This window comes from Flavobacterium microcysteis, assembly GCF_006385255.1.
GTDB lineage: Bacteria > Bacteroidota > Bacteroidia > Flavobacteriales > Flavobacteriaceae > Flavobacterium > Flavobacterium microcysteis.
On record NZ_VFJE01000052.1, the window covers coordinates 109,344 to 129,177 of the forward strand.

At 35.0% G+C, this 19,834-nt stretch carries 28 protein-coding genes; 20 read left to right on the forward strand and 8 right to left on the reverse strand.

The annotated features are described in order from the left end of the window. Positions 1-2: 2 nt before the first annotated feature. The 13 genes from FJA49_RS06050 to FJA49_RS06100 all read left to right on the forward strand — a co-directional run bounded on the left by FJA49_RS06050 (position 3) and on the right by FJA49_RS06100 (position 7,712). Positions 3-272 carry a hypothetical protein gene (locus tag FJA49_RS06050; protein WP_139999890.1) on the forward strand — a complete coding sequence of 90 codons (270 nt, stop codon included), beginning with the start codon at positions 3-5 and terminating at the stop codon, positions 270-272. Beyond that, entirely contained in the window at positions 265-2,211 is a 1,947-nt protein-coding gene (locus FJA49_RS06055) for a phage/plasmid replication domain-containing protein (RefSeq protein WP_139999892.1), read from the forward strand. The genes FJA49_RS06050 and FJA49_RS06055 overlap by 8 nt, the downstream gene beginning before the upstream one ends. A gap of 367 nt (positions 2,212-2,578) precedes the next feature. Next, a complete protein-coding gene (locus tag FJA49_RS06060) occupies positions 2,579-3,487 on the forward strand; it encodes a hypothetical protein (protein WP_139999894.1) in 909 nt (302 codons plus the stop codon). Positions 3,488-3,503: 16 nt separating this feature from the next. Further along, positions 3,504-4,229 carry a hypothetical protein gene (locus tag FJA49_RS06065; RefSeq protein ID WP_139999896.1) on the forward strand — a complete coding sequence of 242 codons (726 nt, stop codon included), beginning with the start codon at positions 3,504-3,506 and terminating at the stop codon, positions 4,227-4,229. 262 nt (positions 4,230-4,491) lie between these two features. Further along, positions 4,492-4,791, forward strand: a complete 300-nt coding sequence (locus FJA49_RS06070; RefSeq protein ID WP_139999898.1) for a hypothetical protein — start codon at positions 4,492-4,494, stop codon at positions 4,789-4,791. A gap of 21 nt (positions 4,792-4,812) precedes the next feature. Further along, positions 4,813-5,001: a hypothetical protein gene (locus tag FJA49_RS06075; protein WP_139999900.1), complete on the forward strand. Its 189-nt coding sequence runs from the start codon at positions 4,813-4,815 to the stop codon at positions 4,999-5,001. Then, positions 5,002-5,403 (forward strand): hypothetical protein, encoded by a 402-nt coding sequence (locus FJA49_RS06080; RefSeq protein WP_139999902.1) that lies wholly within the window; start codon positions 5,002-5,004, stop codon positions 5,401-5,403. A 159-nt stretch (positions 5,404-5,562) separates the two neighbouring features. Further along, a complete protein-coding gene (locus FJA49_RS06085) occupies positions 5,563-5,898 on the forward strand; it encodes a hypothetical protein (protein ID WP_139999904.1) in 336 nt (111 codons plus the stop codon). A gap of 138 nt (positions 5,899-6,036) precedes the next feature. Then, a complete protein-coding gene (locus FJA49_RS06090) occupies positions 6,037-6,483 on the forward strand; it encodes a M23 family metallopeptidase (protein WP_139999906.1) in 447 nt (148 codons plus the stop codon). Beyond that, entirely contained in the window at positions 6,480-6,704 is a 225-nt protein-coding gene (locus tag FJA49_RS18405; RefSeq protein ID WP_158629451.1) for a hypothetical protein, read from the forward strand. The genes FJA49_RS06090 and FJA49_RS18405 overlap by 4 nt, the downstream gene beginning before the upstream one ends. Then, positions 6,661-7,206, forward strand: coding sequence for a lysozyme (locus tag FJA49_RS06095; protein ID WP_158629452.1), 546 nt, complete (start codon positions 6,661-6,663; stop codon positions 7,204-7,206). Before FJA49_RS18405 ends, FJA49_RS06095 begins: the two co-directional genes overlap by 44 nt. Before the next feature lies 1 nt (position 7,207). After that, a complete protein-coding gene (locus tag FJA49_RS18410) occupies positions 7,208-7,372 on the forward strand; it encodes a hypothetical protein (RefSeq protein WP_158629453.1) in 165 nt (54 codons plus the stop codon). Between the two features lie 16 nt (positions 7,373-7,388). Next, on the forward strand, positions 7,389-7,712 hold the full coding sequence (locus tag FJA49_RS06100; RefSeq protein ID WP_139999910.1) for a hypothetical protein: 324 nt from the start codon (positions 7,389-7,391) through the stop codon (positions 7,710-7,712). Positions 7,713-7,746: 34 nt separating this feature from the next. Here FJA49_RS06100 and FJA49_RS18415 read toward each other — a convergent pair whose 3' ends face one another. The 5 genes from FJA49_RS18415 to FJA49_RS06120 form a co-directional block, all read right to left on the reverse strand. After that, complete coding sequence (locus FJA49_RS18415; protein WP_158629454.1) at positions 7,747-7,908, reverse strand: hypothetical protein; 162 nt, start codon at positions 7,906-7,908, stop codon at positions 7,747-7,749. Positions 7,909-8,008: 100 nt separating this feature from the next. Further along, positions 8,009-8,251, reverse strand: a complete 243-nt coding sequence (locus FJA49_RS06105; protein ID WP_139999912.1) for a hypothetical protein — start codon at positions 8,249-8,251, stop codon at positions 8,009-8,011. Positions 8,252-8,255: 4 nt separating this feature from the next. Further along, positions 8,256-8,504: a hypothetical protein gene (locus tag FJA49_RS06110; protein WP_139999914.1), complete on the reverse strand. Its 249-nt coding sequence runs from the start codon at positions 8,502-8,504 to the stop codon at positions 8,256-8,258. 8 nt (positions 8,505-8,512) lie between these two features. Further along, a complete protein-coding gene (locus FJA49_RS06115; protein ID WP_139999916.1) occupies positions 8,513-8,710 on the reverse strand; it encodes a hypothetical protein in 198 nt (65 codons plus the stop codon). Between the two features lie 11 nt (positions 8,711-8,721). Beyond that, positions 8,722-9,048, reverse strand: a complete 327-nt coding sequence (locus FJA49_RS06120) for a hypothetical protein (protein WP_139999918.1) — start codon at positions 9,046-9,048, stop codon at positions 8,722-8,724. 567 nt (positions 9,049-9,615) lie between these two features. Here FJA49_RS06120 and FJA49_RS06125 point away from each other — a divergent pair. Continuing rightward, positions 9,616-9,843: a hypothetical protein gene (locus FJA49_RS06125; protein WP_139999920.1), complete on the forward strand. Its 228-nt coding sequence runs from the start codon at positions 9,616-9,618 to the stop codon at positions 9,841-9,843. A 346-nt stretch (positions 9,844-10,189) separates the two neighbouring features. Here the strand turns inward: FJA49_RS06125 and FJA49_RS06130 are convergent, their stop codons facing one another. The 3 genes from FJA49_RS06130 to FJA49_RS06140 all read right to left on the reverse strand — a co-directional run bounded on the left by FJA49_RS06130 (position 10,190) and on the right by FJA49_RS06140 (position 12,008). Continuing rightward, positions 10,190-10,477 carry a chaperone modulator CbpM gene (locus FJA49_RS06130; RefSeq protein ID WP_139999922.1) on the reverse strand — a complete coding sequence of 96 codons (288 nt, stop codon included), beginning with the start codon at positions 10,475-10,477 and terminating at the stop codon, positions 10,190-10,192. An 11-nt stretch (positions 10,478-10,488) separates the two neighbouring features. Continuing rightward, positions 10,489-11,382 (reverse strand): DnaJ C-terminal domain-containing protein, encoded by an 894-nt coding sequence (locus FJA49_RS06135; RefSeq protein ID WP_139999924.1) that lies wholly within the window; start codon positions 11,380-11,382, stop codon positions 10,489-10,491. 119 nt (positions 11,383-11,501) lie between these two features. After that, positions 11,502-12,008, reverse strand: a complete 507-nt coding sequence (locus FJA49_RS06140) for a DUF2911 domain-containing protein (protein WP_139999926.1) — start codon at positions 12,006-12,008, stop codon at positions 11,502-11,504. 153 nt (positions 12,009-12,161) lie between these two features. Between FJA49_RS06140 and FJA49_RS06145 the strand changes: the two genes are divergently transcribed. From FJA49_RS06145 to FJA49_RS06170, 6 genes are all read left to right on the forward strand, one after another. Next, complete coding sequence (locus FJA49_RS06145) at positions 12,162-13,028, forward strand: DMT family transporter (protein WP_139999928.1); 867 nt, start codon at positions 12,162-12,164, stop codon at positions 13,026-13,028. An 81-nt stretch (positions 13,029-13,109) separates the two neighbouring features. Beyond that, complete coding sequence (locus FJA49_RS06150; RefSeq protein ID WP_139999930.1) at positions 13,110-15,026, forward strand: DUF294 nucleotidyltransferase-like domain-containing protein; 1,917 nt, start codon at positions 13,110-13,112, stop codon at positions 15,024-15,026. 3 nt (positions 15,027-15,029) lie between these two features. After that, positions 15,030-15,623, forward strand: a complete 594-nt coding sequence (locus FJA49_RS06155; RefSeq protein WP_139999932.1) for a 3'-5' exonuclease — start codon at positions 15,030-15,032, stop codon at positions 15,621-15,623. A gap of 106 nt (positions 15,624-15,729) precedes the next feature. Beyond that, positions 15,730-16,821: a sensor histidine kinase gene (locus FJA49_RS06160; protein ID WP_139999934.1), complete on the forward strand. Its 1,092-nt coding sequence runs from the start codon at positions 15,730-15,732 to the stop codon at positions 16,819-16,821. A 1-nt stretch (position 16,822) separates the two neighbouring features. After that, on the forward strand, positions 16,823-18,154 hold the full coding sequence (locus tag FJA49_RS06165) for a sigma-54-dependent transcriptional regulator (RefSeq protein WP_139999936.1): 1,332 nt from the start codon (positions 16,823-16,825) through the stop codon (positions 18,152-18,154). 386 nt (positions 18,155-18,540) lie between these two features. Next, positions 18,541-19,821: a Glu/Leu/Phe/Val family dehydrogenase gene (locus tag FJA49_RS06170; protein WP_139999938.1), complete on the forward strand. Its 1,281-nt coding sequence runs from the start codon at positions 18,541-18,543 to the stop codon at positions 19,819-19,821. Positions 19,822-19,834: the final 13 nt, after the last annotated feature.

Sequence of the window (19,834 nt, forward strand, 5' to 3'; positions counted from 1 at the left end):
CCATGATGGATATTGAATTTAATAAGCAGGTCATTAGAAGCTGTATTGTTTCTATTTTGAACGTTTCAAGCCTTAACGCATTGGATTTGATGCGAGACCTAGACAAAAGAGTTTTATCAGGAAAAACTAACCTTGCCGATTGCAGTTTTCAGGTTTGCAATGCGTACGAAATCTATATAAAATTTATAAGCCTTATTGATGCCGAATATGCCGAAAATAGAATTTTGTCGCCTTTGAACCCTCACGGCTTAAATGTCGTGAATTATGGTTGATACGATAACATTCGTACTGCACCATATCAATCAAAAGGAAATTTCATTAAATGCGGGAGTAAAAGACGGACTTATTTATAAGTCTGGTTTTAATCGCCTGCTTTATGAACGCCTTTGCGAATATGAGAGCCAGTATATAGAGCGTACGACAAAGTACTATAATGAGCAGCATCTTATTAACCCTGACGATAAGTATTTTTTAAGCAAGACCGTTAAAAAGGTCGGTCTTGTTACTCGTCATGGAGCAATAAAGGAAAGTATGAGCAAGAGCGAATTTTATTTTTATCCGGTTCGTGGAGACTTTCAAAGCGCATCGAGCGAATATCGCACGAAATTTTCCGTTTCAGAAAATTCGGATTCGATAACCTTTGAGTTGTCGATACCGAAATTTTTGTACAATAACAATATTGCACAGTTTGTGCCTAATATTGATAGTAAACGTTTCAAAAGCAATCCTTTCGGTTTTCGTGACTGGTATGGACAGAAAAAAGCACTTCACGATAGGATAGGGGAGTTTATCCTTACTTTTTTTAATGAGTTGTGTATCATGTTTGATATGCCCGTTACGATTACATCTTTGAACCTTTCAAATATTGAGATAAAAAGACTGGATTTCTGTTACAATCAGGTTTTCCCGTGTCATGCTTCGGTATTGGATTATCTCGATGCTCAACGAAAATTTTATAAAACTAGAGTAAGGAAAAATACACTTATTGACCGTGATTGCGGCAGTTCTTTTTATTACCGTCATGCTACGGATGGTTTTTTCTTCAAAATTTATTCAAAAGGTGAGGAGTTTGAAGCCGTTGATTTGCCACGATTGGTAAAGGAAAACGAAGCCCAGTTTAATAATAATCAGGATAGGCTTTTGCCGTTGTTTAAGGACATTTTCAAAAAGCATTTTGAAAGTACCTATTTAGACAAAAAAGGCAAGGTAGAGGATATGATTTTTCAGTATTATAAAACTTACGTAAAGACGGCGGAAAACCGAAAATTTATTGATGAGATAGAGAGTCATTTGAAATATAAGATTTCGTTCCTGCGTGATGAGGCAATGAAGATACTCCGGTATGAAATGAGTTTTACCCGTACATATATGTCAACGCTGTATAAAAAGCATATTTTCAGGAAAACAGATTCCAACTGGAAAGAATTGGAAAGGGCGCATAATAAGGTACAGCGTTATAATACGCTTTTGTCTCAGGGTTCTATCAATCAGGCTAAATCCTTTTTATTGAAAAACCTTATAACAAAGCCTGATTTTTTATTTCATGACCTTTATGATAAATCCCTGCATAAAAAGCATGAGTTCTATTTGGAAACAGATAGGGATTTGAAACTCCATGAGAAAAGTGCGCATCAGGATGCTTATAAAATTCTATCGTTAAATTATAAACGCATTCCCGAACGCAAGGAAGCTACTTTTTCAAAGGATTTACTTTTGATTTTGATAGGCAAGTTTTATGACGAAATCGAAGCATTTCAGGTCAAAAAATTTGACGATGTAAAAAACATATTGGAGACAATCGACAATTACAATGAAAAGGCTCAAAATAATATACTCCAATATAAAAAACTGTTTGGCGAAAATTCCTTTAAGAAAATTAAGCGTACTGAAAAAAGGAAAAAGAACCTTATGCAGCTTAACAAGCCCCGTCTTAAGATAGTTCTTGACAAAATGGATGAAGGCAAAAGCATTGAGCAGATTTGCGATGAAATCGGATTGGCTAAATCTTCAAAATATGAACTTCAAAAAGATTTGAAGATGTTTAATATTTTCAAAGGTACTGTAAAAAGTCGTTTTAACCATTCCCTGATAAAAACCGATTTCCATGCCTATTACCTTAAATTCTATACAGATAGGCAATATCATAGGAAATTATTCCCTAATCCTTTTATGGTCTCCTTTGATACGACTTTTGCGCCTATGTTGGCTTAATTACGTGAAAAAATTTTCCGGCGCTTCCGGTTCCGGTTTCCTGAAGAAAAATTATAACGTGAAAAAAGAACCGGCAGCTGCGCCTGGAAAAACATTTTTTCCGTGAAAAGTATTAAAGTCAAAATTAAATGCATGCATTTTCAATGAAAAAAAAATCCGCTATTATATTTCGGTTTTAATCAATAATAATTTAAAATTTTTCGCTTATGAATTTTTTGAAAAGATTACCGTGGTTAACGATTATTCTTGTCGTTTTCCTTGTTTTGAAGTTTTACCCTAAAATTATGAGTACGCTTCGAGCTAAAGCACCAAGTTTGGCTAACGCAGTTGAGCCATCGACAATAACATCTGATGGAAATCCTTTATAATGGAAATGATTTTAGCACCTTCGGAAACACGCCGTCATATGGTGGTTAATAATGAAACCACTAACGGCGTGATGTTTAATTTCGTCAGTACTATCGCTGAAAGTTCTGAGGATATTATGCCTAATCTTGACGATTTCCGTGTAAGGATTGCAGAAAGATTGGACGGAAAAGAAACCAATATTGTTTTTGACGGAACTATGTTGGAAATTTATGCTGTTGGTTATGCGAATAATTTCCCTATGGCAAATAAGACTTTTTTTAAGGCTAGGGAAATTGGAGGAAACAGAACTTTTCAACTTCCTTTTTCATTTGGGACAAACTACAATCTTAAAGACGGAAACGAACTTTTTGTAGAATGTACCAATAAGAAGTTAAAGGATAAGGCTGGTACGTTCGTTGACAATACTCTAGTTGTAGAGACAATCCCGTCTATTGGTTTAAAGTCTTTTATTCCTCTTTTTGAAAGTAGGGCTTTAGAGGGAACTCTTGAAAAGCATGATTTGAATCTTGGCTCTTCTGTTCATCAGGTTATTTATTTAGCACCTGATGGAAAATCTGGCGAATTTGATGTTGCTAGGCTTAAATACAAGTCCGATAAGCTTAACGAGGAACTTTCTGCAAATAACCTTTACGCTCAGCTTTCGAATACTGTAGAACCTGACCAAGATTATGCCGGAACTCCAATCTATTTGCTTAATTCGCTTGAACCTTTGCATAAGTTAAATGTAAAGTTGGATTTTTTAAGTGCTCTTTCAAATCGCAGGCTTATCATTGTGCGTAAAGTTCAGACTCCAGAAGTGATTAATAAATATATCACGAAACAAGCTGCGCATGCACAAGAAAATCTTATGGCTGTAAAGTCCGGCCTTACAGCTGAGGGTTGTTTGTGCGCAACTGCTAAATCATAATTTAATATTTATTATTATGAGTGTATTGGCAGTAGCAAACATCCTCGGCGTAGGCTCTGGCGGTGCATCCCTTGGTTTCAATACGGGTAATTCTCAGATTGACCAAGGTTTGCAGCAGACAGCAGGTAGCGTTATTAGCGGTTTGCAGGAAACAATTTTAGGCAATCTTACGGGGACTTTTAACAGCACTTTTGGTTCTGTCTTTGCAAATGGCTTAGACCTTTCTTGTTGGAATTCGTCTTATAGCCCTAGCGAAGCTAAAACGGAAATGCCACAGTTTGTAAAGATTTGGCTTAATGAGTCGGGAGTTCTTACAAATCCGAGTTCTGAGGCATTGTCTTATTTCTCTAACCGTGTAAGTCTTGCTGTTTCGATGTGGAACAATAGGATAGGTCAGAGCAAGTACGCCAAATGTACTAAGGATGGTTGGCGTTACTGCGTAACGTATGCGGAACAGAACTTAAAAAATGTTCTTACCGAATTGGGCAAGTACTATAACATTCAGGAAGTAGGTAAACAGCCATGCTATAAGCCTAACGACACTTGGAAAGTGGAAATTTCTGGCGAGTATATGGTTTATAAGCTTACTGCAAAGCAGACGCAGCAGCCTGCCACTTCTCCAATTGTTGTAAAGGACGATGAAGGTAATGTTGTTGCTACCGGTAATAAGCCGCCTAGCACACAAGATAGCGGCGGTTTTAACCCGCTTTGGCTTCTTCCTTTGCTTGGCTTCCTTAAGTAGCTTTATTTTATATGAAAAAACAATTGACTGTTTATTCAGCCTTAGAAAAACAGCTTTTTCTTAGGCTTTGTAATTCCTTTTTTATTAAACCAAAAGTTGTCCGTTATACAAAGAAGTCTATTACTTATTCTTTGTATGGTAAAAAAGCTTCACAAGTTGTTAGTCTCTATCATGACAAGGTTGGTAAAAAATGGGGTTGGTCTGATAATTAATTTAAGAAACGCACCTAATTAGGTGCGTTTCTTTTAAAACACGAAATTTTATGAATTTAATTAAAATGCTCAAAATGCTTTACGCCGAAATGTTTTCGGGGTTTTTTGATAATGAGAACGATATGGATAGGATTTTTAATGATTTGGAAAAATGGCATGCAAGCTGTTTGCCTGAATCTGAAAAGCCTTTTGAATCTTGGTATGCTAAGATATTCAAATCGAACGGTTTCGGTCTTGTTTCTCCAATCTTTTATAGTTGGTTGAAATTTCAGGCAATGAAATACACAAATAACGAGTACTTGCAAAGCTTAATTGATAAGCATGTGCGTGATGCTCAAAAAGAAGATTAATAACTTTTAAATTTTATTATTATGGCATTATTCGGAAATTTATTAAAAAATGACCCGACTGCTCAAATGTTGGGTTTATCCAAGCCACAGCGTAAGCGTAAGAAAAAAAGAAGTTCTAAGAAAATGACTTCTTCTGAAAGTAAAATTGCTAGGGCTGTTGCACGAAGTGTAAAGGCTTCTGTTTCTAAATCTAAAAAAAAATATAGATAAATGAATCCTCTTTTAATTCTTGGGGCTTTATGGTTTTTTTTTAGTGGTAATAAAGGGAATCCTTATCAGGAAGCCCCGTCCGGTTATATTCCGGCTGGTACTAAAGAAGAAATTAAGCCTACTATTTCAGTTGGTAAAGCAAAAAGTATTGCTTCTGCTTTATATGAAGAGTTGGATAGGTATTTAACCTCTGATGCTAAAATTATATCCTTATTAAAAGGTTACAATGAAGCTGATTATTTGGCAATATATAACCAATTTGGTGTAAAAAAACATGATCCTGTTTTTCCTACTGGTTCTTCAATTTTAGGTTATAATATTGATTTAACTGAGTGGATTATTAAGGAACTTTCAGAAAGTTCTATCGCTCAATTGAGAAAAATGTTTCCTAGTATTTTTTAAATTAACCTGCTTAATTTTAAGCAGGTTAATTTTTATTTTCTTCTGCTTTTCCCTACGAAATAGCCGAGAAAGAATACTAATAATACGGGTATAAGAAATATTAGTATTTCTGTTAATCCTAATTCTCCCATTTTTTTAATTTTTAAAATTTTAACAAATATGCAAATAATTCTTATTATTGCTGTCATTTGGTATTTTTTCTTCCGAAAAAAGTCAAAGGGCTTTGTAAAACCTATGTATGGTAACAATTATAATACCATTACGATGGAAGAAAGTGAAAGGCTTTCAAAGGAACTTTTTGAAATGACCAAACAACCCGTTCCAGATGCGGGCGCAATCATTAAAAAGCTTGACGGCTTAAATAACTTCGATTTTTCGGTACTTTCCTATAATATGTCCAATATTCAAAAGGGTTTTGTGTTTGAGGAATGGATAAGGATAAACCTCCCGAAAAACCTTGACTATTTCAAGTATAATTTCTCCGAATCGTTTTAGTTTCTTACACATTTTTTTTTAAATCACGTGAAAAATTGCACCGGATTTTCCGGTTCTGTTTTCTGCAGAAAGAAAATTCACGTGATTTTTTCTTCCGGTTTAATCCAGGATAAACACTAATTAACGTGATTTTTAACCATGAAAAACAAGACTATCCTTATTGTAGGGGTTGTTTTGTTTTTCTTTTTTACATTTCTAAAAAGGAAAATGAAATACCCAGTAAAAGGGCGGATTACTTCAAAATTTGGAGACCGCCAACATCCGATAACAAATGAAAAATCTTTTCATAATGGCATTGATATAGCCGTCCCGCTTTATACTCAAGTTCTTGCGCCTGCCGATGGTAAGGTCATAAACATTTATGAAAATGCGCAGGGTGGCAAGCAGCTTGTGCTTGAACACGCTGACGGCGTGCGTACCGGCTATGCACATCTTTCGTCTTATAAGGTCGTAAGGGGGCAGAATATCAAGGTAGGGCAGATTGTTGCGTTAAGCGGCAATACTGGACAGTCTACGGGTCCGAATTTGCATCTTACCTTAACAGTTAAAGGTAAAAAGGTCGACCCTGAAAAGTATTTCGTATGAAATACGCATTAGTCTTTTTGGTAATTATAGCCCTGCCGTTTTTAACTGCCATAGTTCTTACGGCTATTCCTTTTGTTACTTTATATGCCGTGTTTCAATTATTTAAAAAACAGCCTATTGCAGAAAAGAAAAATGAAAATTCTTTTTTCAGCTTTGTGGCACAAAACCTTAACAAAAATGAAAATATCTTCAAACGGAATATTACAGTTAACAAGCCATGAGTCTTTAAGGCTTGAAGCTTATGATGATAAGCAACCAAATAAAAAAATTACTTCTGCATCGCAAGTAAAAGGAGTGCTTACTATTGGTTATGGTCATACTAAAACGGCTAAGGTTGGTATGAAAATAACAAAAGAACAGGCACAAAATCTTTTAGCTCAGGATTTGCGTTATTTTGAAAATAGACTTGCAAAGCTAGTTAAGGTAGATGTTAACCAAAATATGGTAGATTCTCTTATTTCTTTTATGTATAATATTGGCGATGGTGCTTTTGCTGAAAGTACTGTTTTGAAAGTGCTTAATCAAAAAAAGTATGATGCTGTTCCTGCTGCTATGCTTATGTGGAATAAGCCTGCGGGAATTGTTGGCAGGCGTACTGACGAATCAAAGCTTTTCCTTTTGGATTTTGGCGTTCTTAATTCTGTAAACGTTACTGCAAAGAATATCGCAAATGATGCGATTACTTTGGCTGCTGCTGGTCTTGCTTTTTTAATCTTGAAATAGTATGGCGGATAACTTAAAAATTTACGGCTTGGCTCTTGCAAGCTGGTGGGCTTACGTTGACAATATCAACGTTATTTTGAATCTTATAATCGCTGTTCTTTCTATTATTTATACAATCGTGAAAATTACTGATTTGATAAAGGGTAGGGCAGGCGGTAAACAATAACCTTAACCAAAACTTTATGTGCAAACAAAAGACAAACGATAGGCTTTTTTTAGAAGAGTATTGCCAGCGTTATTTTCCTAACCGTCAATATGAAATAATTCCTTATCATTTTAATCATGCGGGTGTTGCTGAAATTCCGCAGGATGACCGTGTTTTTTATTACGGCGATTTGTATCTGGCAGACCCGGGTTCAAATGATATTATGTACTTTGAAAATTTCATTCCTTATGTTGCCAAACAAAATATGTTTTTCAGCAGCTTAGGTGAGCAGACTGATATTTCATTTATTGGCTATATGGTTCGATTTGAAGTTTCCTTACAAGGCGGTACAATCAAGTAAAGCAAAAAGCGCCTTTATAGGGCGCTTTTTTTGTTTATACGTGTTTGGTCTTTGCTAATAGGTTTTGAAGCCTTATTTGTTCTCTATATGCTTCCAGAAGCTTGTTTATAAGCTTGCTATTGCATTTTATATTTTCTATTTCTTTTATGGCTTGAATTTCTTCAATATCCTTTTTGTTTCTTATTACTATTTGCATAATCACGTTATTTTAAGTTATCCTGGAATCAGCTGCAGCTGAATTTTTCCGTGAAAAAATGTCGCGGCTTTTCCGGTTCCGTTTCCTGCAGAAATTTTTTTCACGTTAAAAGTTCTCTGAGAATCTTAAGAGAATCTTTTATTTTCTTTTTTTCTTCCAATAATGTTATGTTTTCTTTGCGTTCTTTTGTTAGCATTTGTTCCAAATCGTTTATTCTCTTTTTAAATCTTTCATGTTCTAAAACAACGCTTCTTATACATTTTGAGGCTGTTGCAAAATCTTCTTTGCGCATTATGCTTTTTAGTTCGTCCTCAAAATCGATGTTTCTTAAATCTATGTTCATAATCTTAAAAATCTAGTTCTTGTTGTCTTGGTTTGAAAATTTCTCTTTGCTCTACGTTTTCCGTTTTCATTTCGTAAATACGGTAACCTTTTCCGTTTTTAAGGAACTCTATTATACAGAGTTCCCCTTTATCGTTTTTCCTCCATGTAAGCAATGCAAAAGGGTTTTCTATTGTCATTTGTATTGCTCCGTAAATGTTGCGTTCGTTTTTGTCGAACAGCGACATGCTTTTTTCTAGTCCAGCGTTTGTCATTTTTTTTCTTAATAAAATGTTACTGGTATGTTTAAGTCTCCGCAGGCTTGAGCGAATTTTAGCATTTTTATTTGCTCTCCTTTTATTATTCCTGAATGCCATTTATTAAAGCTACATTGTTGTAGAGTGTAGCTGATTTCGTAGCTGTAAGCAATTCTTTTGAATGCGCTTAAATCTGGTGTCCTGATTTCTATATTTTGTACCATATCTGTTAAAGTTATTTTTGTAAAAAATCGATTATAAGAGACTTTCTTATCTTAAAGGTGCGTTTGTCTGTTTTCATATCTAAGACCGTTTTAAAGTGCTTATTTGCGGTTTCTGTTCCCACAAGCTTGTGATATTGTCCTGCGCCGATAAGAAATGTTTGCGGGTGGTCGAAATGCTTGTATCTGATTATGAAATTTTTGTTTATCCGCTTTATTATACGGTCCTCTGTGCTTTCTTTTTTTGCAAATCCTATGATTTCATTCATATTGATTTGCAGACCTTTAGAACTTGTCATATCGATAAATCCTTTCACTTTGATTTTCATTAGATTTTTCATGTCTTTAAATTTTCACGTTAAACTTTCAGTAAAGAGCCAAAGCCACAACCTCCAACCCGAACCCAAAAACAAATGTTTCTTTTGCCGTCTGAGGTTTTATCCTTTAGCAATACTCTTTAAATCAGAAATCAATGCGCAGCGTATTTTAAAGACAATAACAAACCGTTTAAATCTGAATTTTAAGAAGCGGGCAAAGCTTTGCCTGCGCTTATAAAATTCTTTTAAGGCGGTTTCGTTAATTGGATTTAAAAATTGATTTATGAACCTTTGTATTTGCTAAGGGAAAACATCAGATGCAAAAACAAAATCCATAGGCATGCGTAAGCACTTGAATTTTGCGCATAAACAGCAAAATTTAAGCCTCTTAATGAAATGTTAAAATTTGCTAGGAGAGAGGTATTTAAAAATTGGTAGACGGGCAAGTAACTACGTCTACCTACAGTCCGAATGTCGGACACTTTTATAAGGCTAAATACTTGAAAACATGTTTGTTGAGCCTAAAAAGCAGGTATTTCTTAAAATTTAGTTAAAATTTATTATCTTTGACCAAATTAAAAGCCAATAACTATGGAATATTTTTATAGAGTTGATTCATTAGCAGAAGCTAAGAATTTGAAAAAAGACATGTTAAAAATTGAGTCAACGCTCAATTTAAGAGTTGACGATACAGATGAAAAAAATATTTGTGTTGCAATAAACTTTGAATCAAATGAAATTAAAAATCAATTTGACCAAAAATTTGCTAACGTTTATAAAATTGTAAACGGTAGATATATAAAAGGCGATTTGAAATAATTTTATTGATTGTTTATTTTTTTTTTATATTTGACTCACTAATCACGAGTGTATATTTAATAAAAAGGAAAAGCTGTATTTTATTTGAACTATAATTTATAGAATGTTTTGCAGAAACTACATCTTTTCCGATTAATGATTTTGTTTTAAAGTTGTATTTTATTTGAACTATAATCTACATTATGTAAAATAAATTATTTTTAAACTAAACCAATATAATAAGTCTTATTCTCCTTTATCACCACTATATTTGCATACAAAATCATATCAATGGAATATTTATTTATACTGCTTGTTATCTTCTTATTATTTTACGTTCCTAAATATTTTAAAAAACGTAAATAAATTATTCATGCAATCGTAGTCGGTTTTTTAGATCCTGGATTTCTTGCTGGAGTTTTTTTTGTTTTTGTAACAGATTTAAAATTGCATCAATTCCTTCCGGATTAATGTGCAGTTCATAATACAATTGCCGGCAGCGATCCAAATCTTCTAATTTTTCAGAGTCCATAAATTTCTCGTTATTCTTGCTTTCAAACGGAATGATTCCCATTTCGTCCAGAATGTCTATGAACGTGCTTTCAATTTTATAATGGCTGCAATAGTCTGCTATGATGATTCTCTCGATTTTCATGTCCTAATTTTTTAAAGTTTGGATAATTCCCTAAAAGCTTCTTTTTGCTTATCGGATAAGTTGGTTGGGATTTTTATATCGTACGTTATAATAAGGTCGCCAAACGAGCCTTCTTTTTTATAAACCGCCATTCCTTTATTCTTAAGTCTTACTTTCGTCCCGTTTTGGGTTTCTGGCGGTACTTTTAGCTTTACTTTTCCATCTAAGGTGTCAACTGTGATTTCTCCGCCTAAAACTGCTGTAAATAAATCCAGACTGACCGTTTTGTAGATATCGTTGTTGAGTCGTTTGTATTCAGCATCTTCTTCAATTCGGAAAGTGATATACAAATCACCCGCAGGCCCATTATTCGCTCCTGGACCACCATGTCCTTTTAGTTTTATGACTTGGCCATCAGCTATACCAGCTGGAACCGTAATCCTTAGATTTTTTCCGTTTACGGTAATCGTCTGTTTGTGGGTTTTGGCAATATCCTGAAGTTTCAAGTGTAATTCCGCATTGTAATCTTGCCCCTTGAAACTGCTTTGTCTGCTGTTTCCTCGTCTACCACCAAACATAGATTCAAAAAAATCAGAGAAATCAGCATTTCCAAATGAGGCATCATCGCCAAAATTGGAATACGAACTACCGGAATATTGTGATTGGGACTGAGACTGTCTTGCCTTTTCATATTCTTCAGCATGCTGCCAGTTTTCACCATAGGCATCGTATTTTTTCCTTTTCTCAGGATCGCTTAAGACTTCATTGGCTTCATTGATTTGCTGGAATTTTTTGTTGGCTTCCGCATCATCAGGGTTTAAATCCGGATGGTATTTTCGTGCCAATTTCCGATAGGCTTTTTTAATATCATCGGTAGTAGCTTTTTTGTCAACTTCTAAAACACTGTAATAGTCTATAAATGCCATGGTTATGATTGTTGTTACACTATAAATTTAAAAAAATAATTAGTCGTTTACAATAGCTACCAAATAAAAAACACTGTCCTTTCGAACAGTGCTTCATCTAAATTAAGTATTGAAGAAATCTATTTAATTTTCACAGGAATGTCCCAGTTTTCCCAACTTAGGGTGACATTGTCCTTGTTTATTTTATAAACCAGCTTTTCAGTTAATGAAGCTGATTTTTTAGGTGTTACTTTTACTCTTAATTGCTCTTGTTTAGCATCCATTTTATAAGCACCCCATTGCTTCCATTCTTTATTGAATATAATGGTTGCTGCATCTTTTTCAGGGATTACGAAGAAAGCATATTTCCCTGCAGGTAATTTTTTACCTTCAATTGTAATTTCCTTATCCGTTTCAAAAGTGGTTGCTTCATTAGCACCGGCACGCCAAACTTCTCCGTAAGGAACAAGTTCACCCCAAATAGCTCTTCCTTTAACAGAAGGACTTCCGTAGTTGATTGTAATCGTTGCTCCATTAATTTTTCCAGTAACAGTTTCTGCCGGGCTTGCCTTTTTATCTTGGGCATTTGCGAAAGTAGTCATTACTAATGTCATCAGAAATATTCCGATTTTCTTTTGTAGTTCCATGGTGTTTTGTGTTGATTGTTAATTTGTTATAATTTGGCTAGTAAAGATAATCAAGTGCAGTTGCTCTGGTTTTTTATTTATAATTCTTTTAAGAATTTTAACACTAAAAACGAACGCGATTTTCCGTTACTTTTGTAGTTAAAAGATTTTAAAATGTTCTATATCGTCTTAAGCATAATTTGTAGTGTTTCTGTTGGAGCACTTCTGAAATTTTCAAAAAGATATTCTTTTGATATTGTCCAGGTCATTGCTGTAAATTATATTTTGGCCTTATTACTATGTTATGGTACTTTCCAGCCTGATATATCTGTTGTAGATAGCAATTCACCTTGGAAAATATACATCGGACTTGCTATTTTATTGCCATCCGTATTTTTATTATTGGCTTCTTCCATCAAACATATCGGAATTGTCAAGACTGATATTGCCCAGCGATTATCCTTATTTATACCTATCCTAGCGGCTTACTTTATTTTTAAGGAAGACTTTACCAACTTAAAATTAGCTGGACTGATTGTAGGTTTTCCCGCTATTTTCCTTACGCTATCCAAAAAAAATCAATCTGGAACTCAGGAAAACAAATGGATTTTCCCTGTATTGGTGTTGTTAGGTTTCGGAATTATAGATGTTTTATTTAAACAGATAGCCCTACAAAAAACCATTCCCTACACTACTTCCCTATTTATAGTATTCTGTGGCGCCCTTGCTTTGGCGTTGTGTTTTTGTATCTATTCTATTTTTATAAAGAAAAATCCAGTACGATTAGTAAATATTGCCATCGGAGCATTTTTAGGGATATTGAACTTTGGAAATATCTTATTCTATCTAAAAGCGCACAAAGCTTTTTCAGAGAATCCTTCTACCGTTTTTGCAGCCATGAATTTGGGTGTAATTGTTTTAGGCAGTTTGGTCGGGATTATCGCTTTTAAAGAAAAAGTATCTTTAAAAAACTATATCGGAATTGTCCTGGCTTTAAGTTCTATTGTACTGATTACCCTTTCACAAATTCAGGCAAAATAGCCGCAAAGTATTTTTAAAACTTCTTTTGCAAAGAACAAGAATAAAGTTTATTTTTACTTATTATCTAGCTAACAAGATTTTATGAAAAACCCGATTGCGGAGAGGATTGTTGATTTTCTCAAGAACTATCCGCCTTTCAACAGCTTAAATTATCAGGAATTATCGCATATTGCTTCAGAAGTCAAAGTGCTTTATCTGGAAAAAGGTAAGATACTTTTCCAGATTGGCGAGGCTTGTCATGATAGCTTTTATATAGTTGCTTCCGGAGCTATAGGATTATCCGTAACTTCTGATGCCGAAGAAACTATAATTGATAAATGTGATGAAGGCGATATTTTAGGCCTTCGTCCCTTCTTTGCGAAAAACAATTATCTCATGACTGCAAAAGCTCGTGAGGAAAGTATTGTGTATGCAATTCCGATTCATATTTTCCAGCCTTATGTGCTTTCTAACCCGGATGTGATGAACTTTTTGCTAGAGAGTTTTGCATCCAATACCAGAAATCCATACGATAAGGAACATCGCGGAAAACTGATTTCTGAAAATATTATTTATAAGGAACAACAGGCTGATATCCAATATTTCCAGTCAATTCAGTATTCTAAAGAACCGATTACAGCTTCACCCGAAGCAATTGTAAGAGATATTGCCCAAATGATGACTGACAAACTGATTGGAAGCGTTATCATTACAAAAGATGATTTCCCAATAGGAATTGTTACAGATAAAGACCTGAGATCTAAAATTGCTACCGGGCATTTCGAAATAACAACTACGGCTGCTAAAATAATGACTTCACCTGTAGTTACCGTACCAGAAGATCTTTCTCTTGCGGAAGCACAGGTCTATATGCTTAAGTATAATGTAGATTATCTGTGCGTAACGGAAGATGGTTCCGATAAATCTCCTGTTAGGGGAATTATTTCTGAGAATGATCTTGTAGTTGCGCAAGCCAATAACCCTGGCGTGTTGATTAAAGAAGTCAAACGCGCACAGTCGGCTAAAGATTTAAAACGTATCCGTGAAAAATTATCGGAACTGATAGAAACTTCGGTTACAAAAGACATTCCGCTTTCTCATATCATGAATATCTCCGGAGAGATTAACACGGCCATTATACGACGTGCGATTGATCTGGCTATTCTTGAAATGGGCTCTCCTCCTGCCCGATTTGCGTGGTTGAGTATTGGAAGCCAAGGCAGAAAAGAACAGTTATTGTTGACCGATCAGGATAGCTTTTTGGTTTTTGAAGATGTGTCTCAGGACAAATACCGCGATGTAAAAGATTATTTCCTTCGTCTGGCCCGAAGAACAACTTCTACACTTGAAAAAGTGGGTTATTTCTTAAGCCCGGATGGTTTTGTCTCCAGCAATATGATATGGTGTAAATCATTGACAGACTGGATTAAACAGTATAATAATTGGATTAATACTCCAGGCGAAAGTAGCGAAGCCATAAACACTATATTCTTTGATTATGAGATTGCTTTTGGCGAAACTTCTATTGAAGAAGCCATTACAGAAATCATTTTCAAAAATGTAAAAGGGAACAAATTGTTTTTTGATTATTTAGGAAACGATGCTTTGAAGAAACCGCCACCATTAGGATTCTTCCGTCAATTCCTGGTTGAGGAAGAAGGTGAAAATAAAGATTTATTTGATATTAAGACAAGAGCCCTGACTCCGCTTATTGATGCCGGGCGTTTATTGGTATTGCACCAGAACATCAAAGGAATCAATAATACTTATATGCGCTTTAAACAATTAGCTATTGTCGATCCAAGACATTCAGAATTGTTTCTTAATTGTGCAGAAGCTTTCCTGACGTTATCTGAATTTAGGACAGTAGAAGGCTTGAAGAACGACAATTCCGGACAATTTATAAACCTGGAAGAACTTTCAAAAACCGATAAGGTAAAGCTTAAAAATTGCTTTATTCCTATAAAAGAAATCCAAGAATTAATCAAGAGCAGATTTAAGCTCACCTATTTTTCATAAATCATGCTGGATTGGCTAAAAATAAATAAAGATTACCCACAATTTTGGAAAGACTATCTAGGGAAATTTGAAAACAAGTCCAGACGATTTGTGGCATTTAGTACCGAAACCACAGGTCTGGATCCTGAAAAAGACGTCCTCTTATCTATAGGTGCGGTTGCTATTGAGAACAATACCATTGTTGTCAAAGACAGTTTTGAAGCACTTATCTTTCAAGAGAAGTTTACTCCCGAAGTAGCACTAAAAACGGGGGTGCTAAAAGGAATTCCAGATGAAAAACACTCAGAAAGCGAAGCTATCGAAGCTTTTATTAACTATTTAGGCAATGCTATCTTAGTTGGACACAGAATTCATTTTGACATTGCCATGATTAATTCCGCTTTGGAAAGACAACATTGTGGCAAGCTTAAAAACGAGGCTTTAGACATTGAAGTCATGTTTAAAAAATGGAAGCAAATACCTGAAGAAAAGCAATATAGCCTCGATGAGTTAAGTGCTTCCTTTAAGATATCTAAAAGCGAAAGACATACTGCTTCTGGCGATGCTTTTATTATTTCTCTCCTATTTCAAAGGCTTAAACAACGCTTAGGTTTATAGCCATATCCGCAAAATTTTTTCACTTTTCTTAAAAAGAAGCAAATATTTTTTTGCAATTCTATTTAATAAGTAACTTTGCGGTCCACTATTTATAAATTAGGCAATAATGCTTGAAATATCAACAGAAGAAAAACTGAAAGAACGGATCAAGGAATTGAGCTGCCTCTATGATATTTCAAAAACTACAAGCACTAATGCAACTTGTTCAGAATCTGTATTAAAAGAAATCTGCGAGATAGTGAAAATCGCATGGCGATTCAGTAATGACAGCATTGTAGAATTAAAATACAACGATTTTTATTTTGCAACTTCTACACTTCCGAAAGACACCATTTTTCAAACCAGTCCTATTTTTATCTTTGAAAAAGAAGCTGGTTTTGTCAAGGTACATTACCCGTCAGACAGCGATGCTTTTTTCTTAGAGGAAGAAGAACAACAATTATTAGATAAAGTTGCCTTGGAAATCGGCAATTATATTGAAAAAAATCACGTTCGTGAAAGGGAAAAACAGCTGCAAAGAAGTGTTGAGCGTATTGACAGACTGTCTATTCTTGGTGAAATAACCGCCGGAATTGCCCACGAACTCAATACTCCATTAGGAAATATACTTGGCTTTGCTGAATTGATAAATGAGCAGAACATCGACCGACAGGTTACTCAAGACGTTTCAAAAATTATCAATGCCGCAATTTATTCCAGAGAGATTGTCAAGAAATTGATGTTCTTCTCTTGCGAAATGCCACAAAACATGGAAATCGTTTCGATTAAACCAATTGTAGTCGAAGCTTTATCATTGCTTGGTCCTAATTTTAAAAAGGCACAGGTTTCTTATGAACTGATTTTTGACAATCCGGAATTAAAAGCACAGATTGACAATATCCAATTGACACAGGTTTTATTCAATATCCTGATCAACTCCATTTATGTAGCATCTGAAAACAGCAGTATTACCGTAAAAGTTACTGACGACGCAAGCAATTTTTATATTGAGATTGCCGATGAAGGAAGCGGTATACCTGAAGAAATCAAGTCCCGTATATTTGAACCTTTTTTTACCACAAAACCTATTGGTGAAGGCTCCGGCTTAGGTCTGAGTGTTGTTCATGGTATTGTAAAAAGCCATAGAGGTGACATCATTGCGCTGGATAACCATCCAAAAGGTACAATTTTTCAAGTAAGACTCCCTTTAAATTCGTAAAATGCTAAAGAAAGAAAACATATTGATTGTTGATGACAATTATGATATGCTTGAATTGCTGCAACGTAATTTAAAGGCGCAGAATTTCCATACCTATAAGGCATCTTCAGTAATGGAAGCTATTGACATTCTTAAAGTCGTAGCCATTGATTTATTGATTACCGATTTACAGATGCCAGGCTTAAATGGAATTGAGCTAATCAAATTTGCTGAAGAACATTTTCCGGAAATTCCTAAACTCGTTATTACTGGTTTTCCTTCGGTTGATACGGCTGTAAATGCTGTAAAATCTGGAGCTTTAGATTATTTGGTAAAACCATTTACAAGCGAGGAGTTAAAAAAAGCAGTACAAAATTCGTTTGAAGGGAAAATAGGCACTAAGAAAAAAAGTGCTCCTGCCCTTCTCGATTCAGATAAAAAGATTACCAATTATGCCGGAATCGTGGGCAATTCTGAGCAATTTGAGAATTTAATAGACGTTATTCAACGTGTAAAAAATAATAAAGCTACCGTTTTGATTCAAGGTGAAAGCGGTACCGGAAAAGAACTGATTGCAAGAGCTATCCATTTTAAAGGTTCTTTTGCATCAAGTCCTTTTGTGGCTGTGAATTGCGGGGGAATCCCTGAAAACTTAATGGAATCAGAACTATTCGGTTATGAAAAAGGAGCTTTTACAGGCGCTAATGAAACCAAAATGGGTCTATTCCAGGCTGCAAATGGTGGAACTATCTTTTTAGATGAAATTGGTACGGCTCCATTGGCAGTTCAAACCAGATTGCTACGGGTTTTGCAGGAAAAAGAAGTGACTATGATTGGTTCACAGAAAGCCCAGAAAATTGATGTTAGGGTCATTTCTGCCACCAATAACGATTTATATGAAATGGTACAAAAAGGAAGTTTTCGCGAAGATTTATACTACCGACTCAATGTAGTAGGTATCGAAACTAAACCTTTAAGAGAAAGAAAAAACGACATCTATCCTTTAATCGCTACCTTTATGAAGAAATACGGTATCGAATACGGAAAACCGAATTGTACGATTTCTGACAAGGCCGTTGAAATCCTTGTGAGACATTCATGGCCGGGAAATGTAAGAGAATTGGAAAACATTATACAGAGAATGATTATTATGTGCGATCTCGCAATCGATATAGTTGACATTCCTGATTATCTGAAATACCAACAACCTACTGAGGGAGAAGTTCTAAAGCCTTTAAAAGATATAGAAAAAGACCATATCCTAAAAGTGTTACATGCAGTGGGCGATAACAAGACAAAAGCAGCAGAAATTCTGCAGATAGATAGAAAAACATTAAGACAAAAGCTACTTTAAAGTCCGGGGAGTTTTTACCCGATTGGTACTTTTCTCTCCAGCATTTATTTAGGTTATAAAATTAATTAAAGAGTAATTAACTGATTATCAAATATTATTAAAAATGTATCACACTATGGCACACAGTTTGTTTTATGGCACGTCACCATAATTGAATAAAGTTATTATGTCACAAAATTTACAGGAGGTTTCCATTAAGAAATCTTCTAAAGCCCAAAATCCGATTATTACTTGTACTGAAAATATTTTTAACGGCATCAAATCATGCACATTGGAAGTACTGCAACAACAGATAAAAATAGGATTATGCATTAATTGCGAGAAAAGCAATTATTGCGCTTGGCAAGAGAACAAAAAAATATACTGCGAACACTATCAATAGAATTATGATTACTGCAAAAGAACCTGCTAAAAAAAGCATGTATGAAAACGTAATGGAACAGTTTAATAAAACTGCAGACGTTATGAATTTGAATCCTGATATCAGGAAGATTTTATCAATTACGAATAATGAAATCCTTGTTCACTTCCCTGTGAAAATGGATAACGGACAAGTAGAAGTATTTACTGGCTACAGAGTTCAGCATAACAATGCTCTTGGACCATACAAAGGAGGTTTAAGATTCCACCCTACTATGGATGGAGATGATGCCAAAGCTTTGGCAATGTGGATGACATGGAAAACATCATTAGCTGGATTGCCTTACGGTGGTGCTAAAGGTGGTATCCAAATTAACCCAAGAGATTATTCGCTTTCAGAATTAGAGCGAATCACTAGAAGATTTACTTTCGCTTTGGGTGATAATATCGGACCAGAGTTGGATATTCCTGCTCCGGACGTTAATACAAACGAACAAACAATGGCTTGGATTGCTGACACCTATATGTCAACAAAATCTCCAGCTGAAAGATCAAATAACAAACACGTAGTAACAGGAAAACCTGTTGGTTCTGGTGGATTAGAAGGTCGTGACCGTGCTACTGGATTTGGTGTTTACCTGACATTGAAACTTTTCTTTGAAAACAAGAATGAGACTTTGGCAGGAAAAAAATACATCGTTCAAGGATTTGGAAACGTAGGTTACTGGGTTTCTTACTTCATGGAAAAAGATGGAGCTAAATTATTAGCTGTACAAGATGCACACGCTACAATCATCAATGAGAATGGAATTTCTGTTAATGATCTTTTCGAGCACTCAAAACCAAGAAAAGGATCTATCCAGGGATTTGCCGGTGCTAAAGAAATGGAGCCTAAAGATTTCTTCGCTTTAGATTGTGATTTCATCATTCCTGCAGCTTTGGGTAACCAAATTACTGCTGCAAATGCTTATGACATTAAAGCTAAAGTTGTTGCTGAAGGTGCTAACGGACCAACAGACAATGAAGGAGAAAGAATTCTTTTGGAAAGAGGAGTAACTATTATTCCAGATATTCTATGTAACTCAGGTGGTGTTATTGGTAGCTACTTCGAATGGTTGCAAAACCGTAATGGTGAGCTTTGGCCATTGGATGAAGTAATGGCTAAAATTGAAAAGAAGCTTACTGAAAACTACAAAAAAGTGCAAAATATCGTAAACGAAAAGCAGTTAGACTGGAGAACAGCTGCATACATTCTGGCTATTTCCAGAATTGAGACTGCTTATATACAACGTGGTATTTTCCCTTAATTAATTGTAGTGA